At 67.2% G+C, this 13,029-nt stretch carries 13 protein-coding genes; 6 read left to right on the top strand and 7 right to left on the bottom strand.

Going from position 1 to position 13,029, the window contains the following annotated elements; translation table 11 throughout:
- Positions 1 to 2: 2 nt before the first annotated feature.
- Both OG494_RS03980 and OG494_RS03975 read right to left on the bottom strand, forming a co-directional pair.
- On the bottom strand, positions 3 to 992 hold the full coding sequence (locus OG494_RS03980) for a hypothetical protein (protein WP_328452045.1): 990 nt from the start codon (positions 990 to 992) through the stop codon (positions 3 to 5).
- Entirely contained in the window at positions 986 to 1,426 is a 441-nt protein-coding gene (locus OG494_RS03975; RefSeq protein WP_328452043.1) for a hypothetical protein, read from the bottom strand. The genes OG494_RS03980 and OG494_RS03975 overlap by 7 nt, the downstream gene beginning before the upstream one ends.
- Here OG494_RS03975 and OG494_RS03970 point away from each other — a divergent pair.
- The gene (locus tag OG494_RS03970; protein WP_328452041.1) at positions 1,410 to 2,180 is read left to right on the top strand and encodes an A24 family peptidase; all 771 of its coding nucleotides are present in this window, start codon (positions 1,410 to 1,412) and stop codon (positions 2,178 to 2,180) included. The two genes, OG494_RS03975 and OG494_RS03970, sit on opposite strands and share 17 nt — an antisense overlap.
- A gap of 313 nt (positions 2,181 to 2,493) precedes the next feature.
- The gene (locus OG494_RS03965) at positions 2,494 to 2,880 is read left to right on the top strand and encodes a winged helix-turn-helix transcriptional regulator (RefSeq protein ID WP_328452039.1); all 387 of its coding nucleotides are present in this window, start codon (positions 2,494 to 2,496) and stop codon (positions 2,878 to 2,880) included.
- On the opposite strand, the gene OG494_RS03960 is transcribed toward OG494_RS03965, so the two are convergent.
- The 3 genes from OG494_RS03960 to OG494_RS03950 all read right to left on the bottom strand — a co-directional run bounded on the left by OG494_RS03960 (position 2,877) and on the right by OG494_RS03950 (position 7,369).
- Complete coding sequence (locus OG494_RS03960) at positions 2,877 to 5,498, bottom strand: MFS transporter (protein WP_328452038.1); 2,622 nt, start codon at positions 5,496 to 5,498, stop codon at positions 2,877 to 2,879. The two genes, OG494_RS03965 and OG494_RS03960, sit on opposite strands and share 4 nt — an antisense overlap.
- Before the next feature lie 158 nt (positions 5,499 to 5,656).
- Complete coding sequence (locus tag OG494_RS03955; RefSeq protein WP_328452036.1) at positions 5,657 to 6,310, bottom strand: YdcF family protein; 654 nt, start codon at positions 6,308 to 6,310, stop codon at positions 5,657 to 5,659.
- Positions 6,311 to 6,346: 36 nt separating this feature from the next.
- Positions 6,347 to 7,369 carry a helix-turn-helix transcriptional regulator gene (locus OG494_RS03950; protein ID WP_328452033.1) on the bottom strand — a complete coding sequence of 341 codons (1,023 nt, stop codon included), beginning with the start codon at positions 7,367 to 7,369 and terminating at the stop codon, positions 6,347 to 6,349.
- 229 nt (positions 7,370 to 7,598) lie between these two features.
- Here OG494_RS03950 and OG494_RS03945 point away from each other — a divergent pair, with 229 nt between their 5' ends.
- Positions 7,599 to 8,576, top strand: a complete 978-nt coding sequence (locus OG494_RS03945) for a Scr1 family TA system antitoxin-like transcriptional regulator (protein WP_328452031.1) — start codon at positions 7,599 to 7,601, stop codon at positions 8,574 to 8,576.
- Positions 8,573 to 8,836 (top strand): hypothetical protein, encoded by a 264-nt coding sequence (locus tag OG494_RS03940; protein WP_442874379.1) that lies wholly within the window; start codon positions 8,573 to 8,575, stop codon positions 8,834 to 8,836. Before OG494_RS03945 ends, OG494_RS03940 begins: the two co-directional genes overlap by 4 nt.
- 7 nt (positions 8,837 to 8,843) lie before the next feature.
- On the opposite strand, the gene OG494_RS03935 is transcribed toward OG494_RS03940, so the two are convergent.
- Both OG494_RS03935 and OG494_RS03930 read right to left on the bottom strand, forming a co-directional pair.
- Positions 8,844 to 9,041 (bottom strand): hypothetical protein, encoded by a 198-nt coding sequence (locus OG494_RS03935; protein ID WP_328452028.1) that lies wholly within the window; start codon positions 9,039 to 9,041, stop codon positions 8,844 to 8,846.
- Between the two features lie 339 nt (positions 9,042 to 9,380).
- The gene (locus OG494_RS03930) at positions 9,381 to 9,572 is read right to left on the bottom strand and encodes a hypothetical protein (RefSeq protein ID WP_328452026.1); all 192 of its coding nucleotides are present in this window, start codon (positions 9,570 to 9,572) and stop codon (positions 9,381 to 9,383) included.
- Positions 9,573 to 10,127: 555 nt separating this feature from the next.
- On the opposite strand from OG494_RS03930, the gene OG494_RS03925 reads away from it, so the two are divergent.
- Complete coding sequence (locus OG494_RS03925; RefSeq protein ID WP_328452024.1) at positions 10,128 to 10,844, top strand: hypothetical protein; 717 nt, start codon at positions 10,128 to 10,130, stop codon at positions 10,842 to 10,844.
- Entirely contained in the window at positions 10,841 to 13,021 is a 2,181-nt protein-coding gene (locus OG494_RS03920) for an ATP-binding protein (RefSeq protein WP_328452022.1), read from the top strand. Before OG494_RS03925 ends, OG494_RS03920 begins: the two co-directional genes overlap by 4 nt.
- Positions 13,022 to 13,029: the final 8 nt, after the last annotated feature.

The following is a 13,029-nucleotide window of genomic DNA, read 5'->3' as shown; positions in this document are numbered from 1 at the left end:
CCTCAGCCGGTCGCGATCCCTTGGCTCTCCGCCACTCGGAACGCCGCCGAGGCCGAGGTCGTCATGTTCGGGAACGTGCCGCCCGTGCCTGCGCTCGACCACGTCACGGTCCAGTTCACCGTGGCGGCCACTGGGAACGCGTCCGAGCGCTGGCCGGCCGAGGACGTCTTGTACGTGTAGCCGCAGTCCGGCGAAGCGCTCTTCGGGTCGCCGCCTCCGGGAAACGGCGAGCCGGGGCCGGTGCAGGTCACCGAGCCACCTTCGCCCATCGACCAGGTCACCGAGGTCGGCTTGGCGACCGCGGTCACCGAGACCCCCGGCACCGACGCAGTGGCCGAGACGTCTCCCCAGCTGCTCCGGTCCAGCCACAACCAGGTCGGCAGGGTGACCAGCTGGTCGCCGGCCGGATTCGCCTTGATCTTCGGCGTGGGCAGACGCAGCTGGTTCCGCGCCTGCGCGGCGAGCTCAGCCGGCGACGGCATTGGTGCCGGGCCGGGTTCACCGTCCGCGATCCAGACGGGTGGCCGGTACAGGGCATCCCGGAAGCCGGCCCCGGTGCACTTGTAGACGTACCAGGCGCCGGACGGCGGCTGCGCGCCCGCCAGTCGCCGATAGACAGCGGGCACAGCCGTGGCCGGTCCAGGCCTCGGCGGGCCATGGAACGCTGCCGGCTGAGCGCTTCCAGGTGGCGGTCCCTGATAGCCGCTGCGCTCGTAGCCGCACTGGGCCAGGTTGCCGCCGCCGATGATCGTGTCGCCGCCCGGATCCGAAGGTCCACCGCCGGAGTTGTGGTGTCCTGGGCCTCCGGGCTTGTTCGGCTGGTTGCCGTGGTCGCCGCCCTGCTGCCCGCCCTTGCCCGCGCCGAGTTCGCAGCCGGGGTTCGGGTACTGGCTGCAGTCGGTGTAGCCGTAGCCGTCGGCGAGCGCGGGCGTGGCGGCGATTACCACGATGGCCGCGGCCAGCACGGCCGCGGGCACCGCACAGTTCAGCATGTCCCCACCCCTTCGACCGCGAACCTGGTGACCTTCCACGAACCGTCCGCCTGCTTCTTGACCTCCGCGGTGATCGCGCGATGACCGCCCGGCGAGTCGTTGAAGGGTGAACCATCCTTCTTGTACTTCAACCAGTTCGTGCTGTCCCCGCAGTCGGAGATCATGATCGCCGTCGGCTTGCCCGGCGGCTTCTCCTCGGTGACATTCGGGCTCGACACCGGCGCTCCCTTCGACACCACGCCGTTGAGGTGGTCGGTGTAGAGGCTGCGGTTGATCACGCCGAGCGCGTCGCCGGTCGCGTACTTCGCCACTTCGGGTGATTGCCAGTCCGCGGTCTCGCCGGCTTTTGCCATCGCCTGCCACATGGCGGTGTAGGCATCCGTCGCCAGCTGGGGCGCGGGAGTCGGCCGCGGAACCGTGGTTGAGCTGGTCACCGGCGGACCCGACGCCGAGGCTGACGGTGCAGACGAACCGTCGCGGGAACACGCGCTGACCGTGAGCGCGGCGACGCCCAGCAAGATCGCGTGGGTTGACACCTTCGTCCATGATGGACGAACCGCACCTGACGGAGTCGACATCATTCCTCTACCCCTGTTCATCCTGACCGGCATCACGGCCGCCGTCGCGGTCGTGATGGGTGGTGCGCTCGTGGTCCGTTCTCCCCGCCGGCAGGTAGCTGCGCAGCTGGTGATCGCGGCCGCACTCGTCGGCGCGCTCGCCTGGCGCGTTCACGACGTGGCGCCGTTCGCGATTTCCGCGAGCGTGGCGGCGTTCGGCGTGCCACTCGCCTTCGCCGACGCGCGACACCGTCGCCTGCCGAACCTGCTTGTGCTCGGACTCGCCGGTTCGGTCGGCGCCGCGGTCGTCACGACCGTCGTCTTCAACCGCGAGGCCGGTTCGCTGGCTCGCGCCGTCGCCGGCGCGGCCGTGACCGCCGCGTTCTTCCTCGCCGTGTACTTCATGGCGCCCAGCCAGCTCGGTGGCGGGGACGTGAAGCTGGCCGTTCCTCTCGGCGCGGCGCTTGCGTGGTTCGGCTGGCAAACGCTCGTTCTCGGCAGTCTGCTGCCCTGGCTGGCCGCCGCGATCGCGGTGACGATCATGCGTCTCGGTCGGCGTCGGACCGCGATCCCGATGGGGCCGTTCCTGATCGCCGGCACGCTGGCCGCCATGCTCCTCGCGAACGGGTAGCCGACTGATCGCCTCAAGCGAGCAAGTCGTCATCGCAGCTTCCCTCCCCTTGTGGATCTCGGTGACCGGCCGGCCTTCTCGCCAGACACGGCCGGCCACCGTCCTCTTCGATTCCTCTTCCGTTCCCAGGCGCCGGAGCCCAGGTGACTTCCGGTTTAGCGGCCTGACCTCGGCTGAGTGCAAGGTAAGTCGACGGGTGAGTCTGGACTCAGTCGACGGATCTTCACTCGTTCGGACGAAGGTGTCCTGCTGACGGGACGTCAAGGGCTCGACCGGGGCAAGTCGGGCGGCACTTCGTGATAGGTCTGCAGGTGTGGATGACTGGGACGTGCCGTACCGGCAGAGCGTGTACGAGGTACTTGCCCTGCTGCGAGGTGACTGGACCGTCGCCGTCCTCGCGACCCTCGCGCTCGGCGAGCTGGAGTTCACCAAGCTGCGGAACGAGGTGAACGAGGCCGAGGAGCGCTCCGGCTGGACGGCGCACTCGAAGCCGCTGACGGCTCGTACGCTGACCGACACCCTCCGGCGGCTCGAGCAGGACGGGCTCGTCGAACGACGCGCGGAAGGCAGCGCCTTCTCCAATGTCTGGTACAAGCTGTCACCCGACGGCCGTGCGCTTCTGCGCGCGTTGCGTCCCTTGGCTACGTGGTCGAAGCAGCGTCGCGACCAGACACGAGCGGACAGCCACGGCCATCGCTAGGCAGTCGACTTGACGACTCGGACCTGATTGCGCCCGGCGTCCTTCGCCGCGAACAGCGCGTTGTCGGCGGAGATCAGGACCTCCTCCAGCGAACTGCCCGCCGCGGGGAACGCGGCTGCGCCGATCGACACGCTGACGTGGAAGCCAGGGCCGGAATCCGGCTCGATGACGGTGCGTTCGACGTGCTCCCGGATGCGGTCCGCGATGGCGTGAATCGCGTCCGGCGAGCTGCCCGGCAGCAGGACGACGAACTCCTCGCCACCGAATCGCCCGCAGAGGTCGTCGCTCCGGACTTCGCTGCGGATGGCGTTGCCGACGAGGATGAGCGCCTTGTCGCCGGTCAAGTGTCCGTGAACGTTGTTCACGTCGCGGAAGTGGTCGATGTCGATCATCAGGACACCGACGCTGAAGCCGTGCTGGCGAGCGCGGTCGATCTCTTTGGCGGCAATCGCGTGCCAGCTCGCGGCGTTGAGCAGCCCGGTCTTCGAATCGGTGGTCGAAGCGTGCTCGAACTGGCGGATCAGGACGCTCCGGTGCAGCGCATAGAGCGGCAGGAACAAGACGATCACGAGCCACGGGCGCAGGGTCAGGAGGACCGCCGTCAGGGCGCCCATGCACAACGTCGCCAGCTCGAGGATGTTCTCGTTGAGCGCGCCGAGCATCCGCTTGAACGACAGGCTCCGCCTGGCGAGGGCGATCGCCATCCCGACGATCGTCGAGTTCGCGGTGAAGTAGATCGCGATCACCGATGCCAAGCCCACCGCGGTCCAGATGCCGGCTTCCTGGCCAGGCGGCACGACGTGCAGCTGCTTGGCAGCCCACGCGGCGATCTGGCAGGACAGGATCACGTTCGCCGTGCTGAAGATGACGCGGTGCGCGTGGATCCCGGCGACGCCTCGCCAGCTGCGCAGCCACAGGTGCAGGTACAGCAGCACGGCGACGAGGGCCGCCAAGGCGGTCGGGAGGGTCAGCGCGGCGGCCAGGGTCCACACGGACGAAAAGTTGACGTGCGGTGTGTCCGAAAACCGCCGTCGCCGCCGCTCGACCCGTCGGGTCATCTCCGCGGCCAGGATGCCGAGCCCGACGATCAACCCGCAGGACACGACATCTCGCCATGCCATCGGGGCCCTCGCGTCGAAGACGATGGCCGCTACCGCGATGGCGTCGATGACCAGCAGAAACACCGCCGCAGGCCGCGGTAGCAACCAGATAGCCCATCGTGACCAACCGGAGCGCTCAGCGACCCCCTTGTTCGGCATACTGATCTCGCTTCCGTTCCCAGGGGAGGACCCGAGGTCCTCGAGCTCCGGCTGCCGCACCTCGGCACCTCCCGCCGCCGGACGCTCCGGGAGGGGGTCACTATGCGTAACAAGGACTTCTGAGCGCGCTGAATCCACCGGTGCAGGCTCGTCCTCGACAGTTCTCGCCTGCCGAGGTCGAGCCGCCCACCAGACGAACCCGGCCGCGACCGCGGAGAGTGACGCCACCGCGCCCGACCCGGCAACGACGAAGACGGGATCGAGCCGCTCCGCGACCACGCCGGCGCCGAGGATCGCGATGCCCTGCGAGCTGTAGAGGCAGGTGCTCAGCCGTCCCATCGTGGTGCCGCGACGCGCGTCCGGCACCAGCTCGACGACGACCGCCTGCAGCCGGATCAAGTAGATGGTGGACAACGCACCCGAAACCGCCCAGAGGCCTGCGGCCCACCAAGCGCCTGGGAGCGCGAGGCAAGCGATCAGGGGCAGGCCGGACGCAGCCGCCGGCACGATGACCAGCTTCGCTGTGAGCGCCGTATCGGGCCGGAGCCGACTGGCCAGCCAGCCGCCGAGCACGCTTCCGACGGGATCAGCCGCCATCAGGACGCCGACCCCGATCGACGTCAGGCCCACCGCGTTCGCGTACGGCGCCGCCAAGCCTTCAGGTACGACAAGAAATCCGACCATCGCGGCCAGCATGTAGACAGCGACCATGCGCGGGTCGCTGGCCGCCGCAGCTGACCGCGGCGTCGACTTGGTCTCGGCTCGGCTGACGGGACGAGTTCGGACCACCGCGGCGACCACAACGGCGCTGACCAGGAACGTCGCGGCGTTCACCAGCAGCGCGCCGCTGGTGCTCAAGCTCGTCACGAGCAGGCCGCCGAGCCCGAAGCCGGCCACCTGGGCCGTTTGGGTGCTGATCTGCCGGATGCCGAGACCGGCCTGGTACAGCCCGTTCGGAAGCACATCCGGCAGGAGCGCGAGCTGAGCGGCCTTGAACGGCGCCGCAGCCATCGTCAGGCAGCCGATCAACGCCCAAAGGATCCAGAGCGGCATCCCCGGCACGGCCATCGCCGCCGCCAGCACGGCACGCACGACGTCGGTCACGACGATCACCGTCCGGCGCGGATAGCGGTCCGCCAGACCGGAGAGCAGGAAGCCGCCCAAGACTGCCGGCACGAAGGTCAGGGCGTAGGTGAGCGCCGTCAGCGCCGCGGAGTCCGTGCGGGCGTAGACCAGCAGCGCGAGCGCCACCCGCGCTACCTGATCGCCGAAGACCGACAAGGCTTCGGCGAGCCACAGCGCGCGGAACTCACGACCTCGCAGCGCCGCCGCAAAACCGCGGGACCCGGTTTCGGTCATCGGCCCTCCCCACCGCCGTCGAAACTCGCCCGGCAGGCCCCCTACCTGGAAGAACCACGGTATGCCCGCTCCGTGTCCATGTGGACACAAGTAGCGACAGATCACCCAATCGCAGCACGGCCGTGACGTTCCGCTACTGACTTGATCGACTTCGCCGATCAGAGCAGACGGCTGCTGAACCCCGCCGCGACCAGGCGATCGAACGCGGCGGCCACGGCGGGCGGCACCGGCTGCTCGATGGCGAAGCCGCGTTCGGGGTAGACCATCACCCGCTGCAGATCGCCGATCATCATGTCGACGACCTCGGCGGCGTCGCCGATCGTCTTGACGTACTCCTCAAGCGTCAGCGGCGCCGATGTGCAGGTCACCGCGACTTCAGGCCACAGGCGCCGGCAGGTCGCGAACGCCCGCCGCTCCATGTACGGCATCGAGATGAGGAGCACGGAGTCCGGTGTCTGCCCGGCCATGGTGAGCAGGTCGCGGGAGAGCGTGATGTTGGCGCCGGTGTTCGCGGCCTCAGGCTCGACCAGGATGGCGGTGTCCGGCACGCCCAGCTCCAGGGCGCGCTCGCGGAAGTGGACGGCTTCGCCGCGCGGGAAGATGGCGGCGGTGTCCCGGCTGGTCGCACCGGTGAAGACGACGGTCTGGAACATGCCGCGGTGGTACAGCTCGGCCGCGTACTCGGCGACGCCGATGTCGTTGCATCCCAGCGCGATGGCGACGTCGCACGCAGAAATCTCGTGGTGGACCTGGTGGAAGTCCCACACGAGCTCGGCGTCGTGCCACTCCACGTCGGTAAGTTGCCGCGTCACGGCGCGTTCGTACTCCCTCGGGTCGCGTGCGCGGGCTTACGCCTGGCGTTCGTACGCGCGGCGAATGCCCGAGATGGCTTGTAGCTGATGCATCATCCCGTACTGCGTCGAGGTCGCGGCGGCGCCCTCCAGCAGCTTGAGCCCGCTGTCGGCCGTGGCGGGATCGGACAGCAGGAGGTGGCCGTGCGCGGTGTCGAGGCGAACGCGCTGCATGGGTGCGTCGCCGGGCCGGTGGTCGAGCGCCACCTGGAAGGCGACGCCGGCTTGGCTTAGGTCGCCATCACCACGGTGCGCCAGGGCCAGCTTCTGGAACGCCACCGACCAGTCCTGCGGCTCTTCGAGAGCCTCGAACTGCCGGATGGCGGGCTTGATGAAGGTGATGGCGTCCGCGTTCCGGCCCGCCTTGCTGAGCGCGGTCCCGACCCAGAGCTGGGCTCGGGTCCGGTCGCGGGCGTCGAGGCGGGTGTCCGTGGCCAGCTGCCGGTACTGCTCGGCGGCAGGCTCGTGGTTGCCGCCCATCTCGTCGAGGACAGCCAGCTGGAGTTCGAGCTGCGCGACCCGCCGGTCGGCACCGAGCTCGCGGAAGACCGCCATGGCGCGTCCGTAGCTCTGCCGGGCGGACATCGGTCCGGTGAGGACGCCTTGGTCCTGACGCAGATCACCGAGAAGCCGCAGCGACCGGCCGTAGAGGTAGAGCCCCCGGTCATCGCCGCTGGGGATCAGCCGGCCGGTCCAGCGATCCAGCAGGAGCTTCGCCAGGTCGAACTCCTGACGGCCGAGGCAGACGGCGACTCGGTCCAGGTCGTCGGCCCAGGTTTCGTAGTCAGCGCTCGGACGCGACACCACGGCGGCGCCTTCGGCCAGCAGCTCTTCGAGGCCGCGCGACGTGACGCCGAGCGCCTTTGCGAGTTTCGGCCGCTTGTAAGGCAGCGGCTCCGATTTGCCGCGTTCCCACTGCCCGACGGTAGTCGTGTCGAAGCCCAGTTCGATGGCCAGCGTCTCCTGGGTGTAGCCAGCTGCCTTACGAGCCCGGATGAGCCCGTGGCGCCGCGTTCCCATGATTCACTCCCTAGACCACCGCCTGAGGTCATCAGATTACCGCAGGTCAGATGGCTGTACGCAAGATCTCCTACAGATTCGCCCCGGATGTACGCCCTGGTGATTCAGCTGGACGACCCGCGAAGGTCGATTTCGGCACCCCGGTGGCTGGTCGACCACCTCGCTTTCCCCTCCGATGTGAGCCCCGGTCACCAGGGGTGCCACCCAAGACCGGCGGCAACTGAAAACCATGACCTCGAAACCGAAATCAGAAGACGAGCCAGCGTGCGGCCCCGAATGGCCGGACGAGGAAGACCTGGCCCTGTACGTGTTGCTCAGCCGCGTACTTCACGGGCTTCGGCAACTTCCTGAAGCTTCTTCAGCTGACCAACGTAAAAGCAAGGACCGAACGATGAACGCAACTCGCAAACCTGCCGTACTCGCCGTGAGCGTCGGACTGCGCGATGCGCGCGAGCGCCGGAAGATGGGGCTCCGCGAGTTGGCTCGCCTGCTGGGAATGAGCGCCCAGAAACTGTCGAACGTGGAACTGGGGACCAACGTCCCCGAGCCCACGCTGGTCGCCCAGATTCTCGGTTGCCTCCGAGTCAGCCGTACCGAATTCGATCAGATCATGAAGATCGCCAAGCAGGTCGACGTCCCGAACTTCGTCGACCAGTCCGCGTCGCCGCTGATCGATCTTTTGTGGACGTACGAGCAGCTTTCGAGCCGCATCGTGGAGTGGGCACCATTCTGCATCCCGGACCTTCTGCTGCCATCACCGCCGCCCGCCGCGGCTCGGGATGAGGCCGCGGAGCAGTCAGAACGCCACGACCAGGAGCTGTTTCACCGCCAGTGTCGTCGGCAGACGATGGAGCAAGGCGGACGCCGATACGTCTTCCTGATCGGCGACGAGGCCCTTGGCATGGCCCACGACAAACCCGACGGCGCCGAGCAGATCAGGCAGCTCCGCGATGCAGGACGCCGCCTCGACGTCACAATCCAAATCGTCCCGTCCGGGCCCGATTCCGCGGCAGCCTTCACGCTCTTCGAGGACGGTCCCAAGCCGATCGCCGTCGCGCTCAAGCACAGCCACTGCACGACGTACGGCACGGACAAGGACGTGCTGCACAAGTACCACGACACCGCGATGACACTGCTGGGGCGCGCCTTCGCCAAGCCGGTCACGATCGAGGCCTGGCTCGATTCTCTCCAGGCTCGGGCGTCGTGATGGTCGCCGCAGTCATCTACGTCGACCCGCAGACGATCCAGCCGGTCCTCAACGGCAAGTGGCATCGAATGGACCTCGCTGCGGTGCCCCAGCCGGGGGAACCTGTCACCATGCTCTGCGGCGAATCCGGCGAGGCGAAGTTCAAACTTTCCGGTGAGGATCGAAACAACCGCGTCCACCAGCAGTGCGAGCCCTGTGACGATGTCCTCCGGCAACGGAAGGGAATCCCGTCACGGCGTGATCGGATCGGCCGCCGCTGAAGGACTTTCAGACTCGGGCAGCATGCTCCGGCCAGACGACCGTGACGTCCAGACCTCGATTCCTCGCCGCATCGACGACATCCGCGGTGCCGCCATGACCGCCGGACGGCCCGCCATCCCAGACCGCGACCATCTTGTCCACGATGGACAGAACATGTTCGCTGGCGGCCATGTAGGCGTCGCGGTTCGACTCGGCGAACGGCATCGTGTGGACGCTCGCGTTCGCGATGAGGCTGTCGAACTCGGCCGCATTGTCCGGCTTGACCTTGCGCTCGCGGTAGTCCGCCGCCGGCTCCGAAGCCGTCGGCGGTGTCGGGGGCCTTGGCCGGGGTCGGCGGCCGCGATCTCCTGGTGTCCTACTTCCGGATCTGGCCCGAGCGGTGATGTCGTCATGCCGCGGGCATTCCCTGCAGTCGGCGTTTCATTCGTCGCGACACGGTCAGCGGCTCGAAGCTGCACGGTAAGCCGCGATCCTGATCCGCAGCCCTCGCAGGTGAACCAGGTCGATGACGAACTCCGGAGCTGGCCGATAACCCGCGGTCGGCTACTCGGTTCGACAGGGGCCGTTCAGGTAGACGAACTCGTCTTCCGGGTCGTACCGCGGCTGCGACCAGAGTGCGGGATCGCCGGCATCGGTGTCCCGGCAACGAGCCCGGGCCAGCCAGTAGACCGGCAGCTTCATCACCTCGCCGAGAGCCTTGTCGAACGCCGGGAGGTCGCCCTCGGCCATAGCCATTCCGCGGCCGCTCCACACCCTGGGTACCCAGTAAGCGTCGGCGGAGGCGTGGGTGAAGGCGGCGCAACCGCCCGTCTCGGATCAATGATCAACTTGCCCTCAGAGCAACATCGAACGCTTGTTCGTTTGAGTGGTAAAGCGCTGGCCGGAGCTGCGGGTGCCTGGACTTGCCGTCGCAACGACGGCGCCCTCGATCGAGTAGATGGCATCGGCAGACGCGCAGTCGCACTTACCAGCAAGTTCTTCCCGTTACCTCGCCGACTTACGATTGATGGTTACCTCGATACTAACAGTAATCGACTATCGCTCATGCGGGCGATCGCTAAGCGACGATCAGTGACGGGGAGCCGACTGTTATACAGCATTAGTTACATACCGTGTCCACTATATGAGATGTCCGTCTGTAACAGTAGGTTGCGGCAGTCCGACTTGCTTGGCAGCGTGATCGTGTCGTGAGGCCGCCACGCTGCTGTCCATGAACACGTTGGCGGCCGTTCTGGTGAAGGTCGCCGGGTCGACTAGCGGTGCATCTGGGGGAATGCCAAATTGGACAGGGTGGCCACCGCAGCGGAGTCGGAAGATACAAAGGATCGCCCTGCCGCGACGCGTACTCAGCATGCCATTCGATTGCTAGCTCTGCTTGGTGGATGCGGTACGCCGACCGTGGATGGAGATCCTTCGGGAACGGTCAAGTCTGTCCGAAGCGAGCTGCGGCTCCAGGCGATGGATTTCTGGCTGCGCAACCCGGACTACCTCGCCGACGAGTTGGTGTCGATGGTAGAAGCGGGCACGGTCGACCCCAGCTACCTGATCACGGCGCGGTCGCTCTTGGACGATCCTGAGCCTGACCTGCGCTGGTACCCCATGCCGCGGTGGTTCTTCGGCGCGTACGAGCAGCTCGACGACGCATTCTCCCTCCTGGAGACGTACGGCCTTGCCACGCTGCGCCGCACCGGGCAGCCAGGCAAGCAAAGCAAGCGCAACCTCTTCTTCTTGACGGAGGCAGGAGCCGCCGCGGTCGCCGAGCTCGCGACGGATCCGACTCTGGGGTGGTACGCCAAGCAGGTGAAGCTCGTCGCTTTGGTCGCGGGGAACGACGGCGGGCAGGCTTTGAAGGATCGGCAATACCGGCAGGCCACATACGCGGGAACGGATCTGGGGGTGGCGATCGCGCCGATCGCGCCGCGAGTGCGCGAACGGCTCGACGCGCTTAGTGCGGCCGCACTTGTGTCCGCTGCTGGAGACGTCGATCAGAAGGAGGATCGGACGTGAGTGCTCTGGGCAAGGAGGTTGTAGACGCCCTGGCCCGGCGACGGGTAGGCGGTCCGCTCAACCTCACTGTCGACGAGGTCGACAAGATCCTCAGCGGGCTCGGCGTCCCGCTTCGCGGCGCCAAGGCCGTTCCCGTGCCGCTCCGCGCGACCCGAATACGCTTCAGCGGTACAAAATGGCTCAAGCCGGATCACCCCGATGCCCAGGGACATCCGCTGGTCGACGCCGCCGATCTTCCCGAGTGGATCCGGCCGGTCGTTGACCAGCTCTCCCCCACGGTCGGTTCGGACGTGGATGGCCCGACGCCGGACGTCGATGAACAGGCTGGGCCGAAGGCGCGGGTCCCGTTTCGCTTCGAATGGTCGCCGCAGCCAGGTGTCAACGGAATCGGTTCGGGACGGAACCTGCGTGGCAAGTCGACCCTCCTGAACGTCCTCATGTGGTCACTGACCGGCCGCTGTCCGCAGTTCCAGAACGACGTCCGCAGCTGGATCGAGCACGTCGAGGTCGACTGGGCAGTGGGTACCGAGCGGCTGCGGGTAGCGTTCGATGCTGTTGACGGAGTGGCCACCGGGCGAGTGACCAAAGTCAAAGCGGCTGAGCCTGACGCCAGCTCCACGGTCCTCGGGCAGTTCGACGGCGCGGACTTCGAAGGCGTCATGGGTTCGCTGATGATGACTCGACTGCGGTTGGAGAACATCCCTGTTTGGACGGACACAGCGGTGCGCGTGCACGCGTGGCCTGCCTACTCCAGCTCGTTCGTGGTCCGCGCAAACCAGCTCGATCCGATCGTCGGCAACGAACAGACCATCGGCGTGCGGATGATGCAGATGTTCATCGGCACCGACTGGGCACCGGTTCAGGCTGCCGCGATGACGGCACGGCGCGGCATGGACAAAGCACGATCCGCCGCGAACGACAAAGCGCAGGCAGCCGGCGAGGCAGTAGAGGCGAGCAGAAGCGCAGCAGAGAATCAGGTCAAGGATCTCCGAGAGAAGATTGGGACGCTGTCCGCCGGGACCCCGGATGTGCAAGTGATGCTCAACGCCGCGACCCGCGCATCCGACCTCGCACGAGAGGTGCACAGGCTTGAAGCGAAGCTGATCGCGCAGGCTGCACTCGCCGGGACAGCGCGTCAACAGCTCAAGGCGGTGAAGGCCCGTGTCCACACCGCCTACGAGGACGCGCTCGCGGCCAGGTTCTTCCATCACATGCGTCCATCGGTGTGCCCGCGCTGCGCTGCGCAAGTCACCCCAGAACGGCAAGCGGCGGAGCCGGACAAACACGAGTGTTCGGTATGCACCAGCGAACTGAATCTCGATGCCCTCCAGTCGGACGTGATCGTGGCCGCGTCCGTGCCGGACGAGCTAGTGGCCGGTCTAATCGCGGGGACGTCCGGGAGCGATGGCGAGGACGGCAATGCCGAAGACGGGCCCCTCGACGAGGTCGAAGCGGCACAGACCGCGGTGACCGTCGCCGAGGCCGCGGTGGCGAAATTGACTGCCGAGATCGCAGCTCTCACGCGGGAGCGGGACGGAGCGGCTGCGCGGGTCGAGGTGGGGAGCGAACTTCTTTCGGCCGCCAGTGAGCGCCGTGCGCTCGAACTGGACTTAGCCCGCGCCGAAGGCGCACTGGGGGCGCTGACCCGGTCAAGCGATCCAGCGGCGGTCGACCCGGTCGACCCTGTGCAGCTCGCCGTCGTGGATGCGGCCGAGCAGGTGCTGAAGAAGTGGGTGAAGAGCGACCAGGACCCGATGTTGGCCCGGATCTCCGCCGACATCGAACGCCTGACGCAGAGCTTCGGCGCCGAAAACCTCAGCGGCTTCACGCTCAGTGGCGCCGCCAACATGGCGCTCCGCGAGAACGGCGTCAAGCAGAAGTACTCAGGATTGACGGACGGCGAGAAGCTGAGGGTCAAGATCGCGACCGCCATCGCCCTTATCCAGCACGGCTACGTCGAGGGGATCGGTCGTCATCCCGGTTTCCTTGTCCTCGACTCGCCCTCCGCCGAGGAGATGCCTGAGGAGGATCTCGCCACCATGGTCAAGGCGTTGCAGGACGTCGCAGGCGAGGCCGAGATGCAGATCTTCGTCGCCACCCGCAACGCTGCACCGCTCGTGGAACTTCTTCCGAAAGCCAACCGGGTTGTCGCGGAGGGCAACTCCTACGTGTGGTGAGAAGCTGC

Source organism: Amycolatopsis sp. NBC_00438 (assembly GCF_036026695.1).
Taxonomy (GTDB): Bacteria; Actinomycetota; Actinomycetes; order Mycobacteriales; family Pseudonocardiaceae; genus Amycolatopsis.
Note: the sequence above shows the minus strand (reverse complement) of the source record. Positions and strands in the feature narration are given on the sequence as shown.

What these genes read in the sequence shown, in the direction of transcription:
- OG494_RS03945 (WP_328452031.1), top strand. Translation starts at nt 7,599, where the DNA reads ATGACCTCGAAACCGAAATCAGAAGACGAGCCAGCGTGCGGCCCCGAA.
- OG494_RS03950 (WP_328452033.1), bottom strand. Translation starts at nt 7,369, where the DNA reads ATGGGAACGCGGCGCCACGGGCTCATCCGGGCTCGTAAGGCAGCTGGC.
- OG494_RS03935 (WP_328452028.1), bottom strand. Translation starts at nt 9,041, where the DNA reads ATGCCGTTCGCCGAGTCGAACCGCGACGCCTACATGGCCGCCAGCGAA.
- OG494_RS03980 (WP_328452045.1), bottom strand. Translation starts at nt 992, where the DNA reads ATGCTGAACTGTGCGGTGCCCGCGGCCGTGCTGGCCGCGGCCATCGTG.
- OG494_RS03960 (WP_328452038.1), bottom strand. Translation starts at nt 5,498, where the DNA reads ATGACCGAAACCGGGTCCCGCGGTTTTGCGGCGGCGCTGCGAGGTCGT.
- OG494_RS03930 (WP_328452026.1), bottom strand. Translation starts at nt 9,572, where the DNA reads ATGGCTATGGCCGAGGGCGACCTCCCGGCGTTCGACAAGGCTCTCGGC.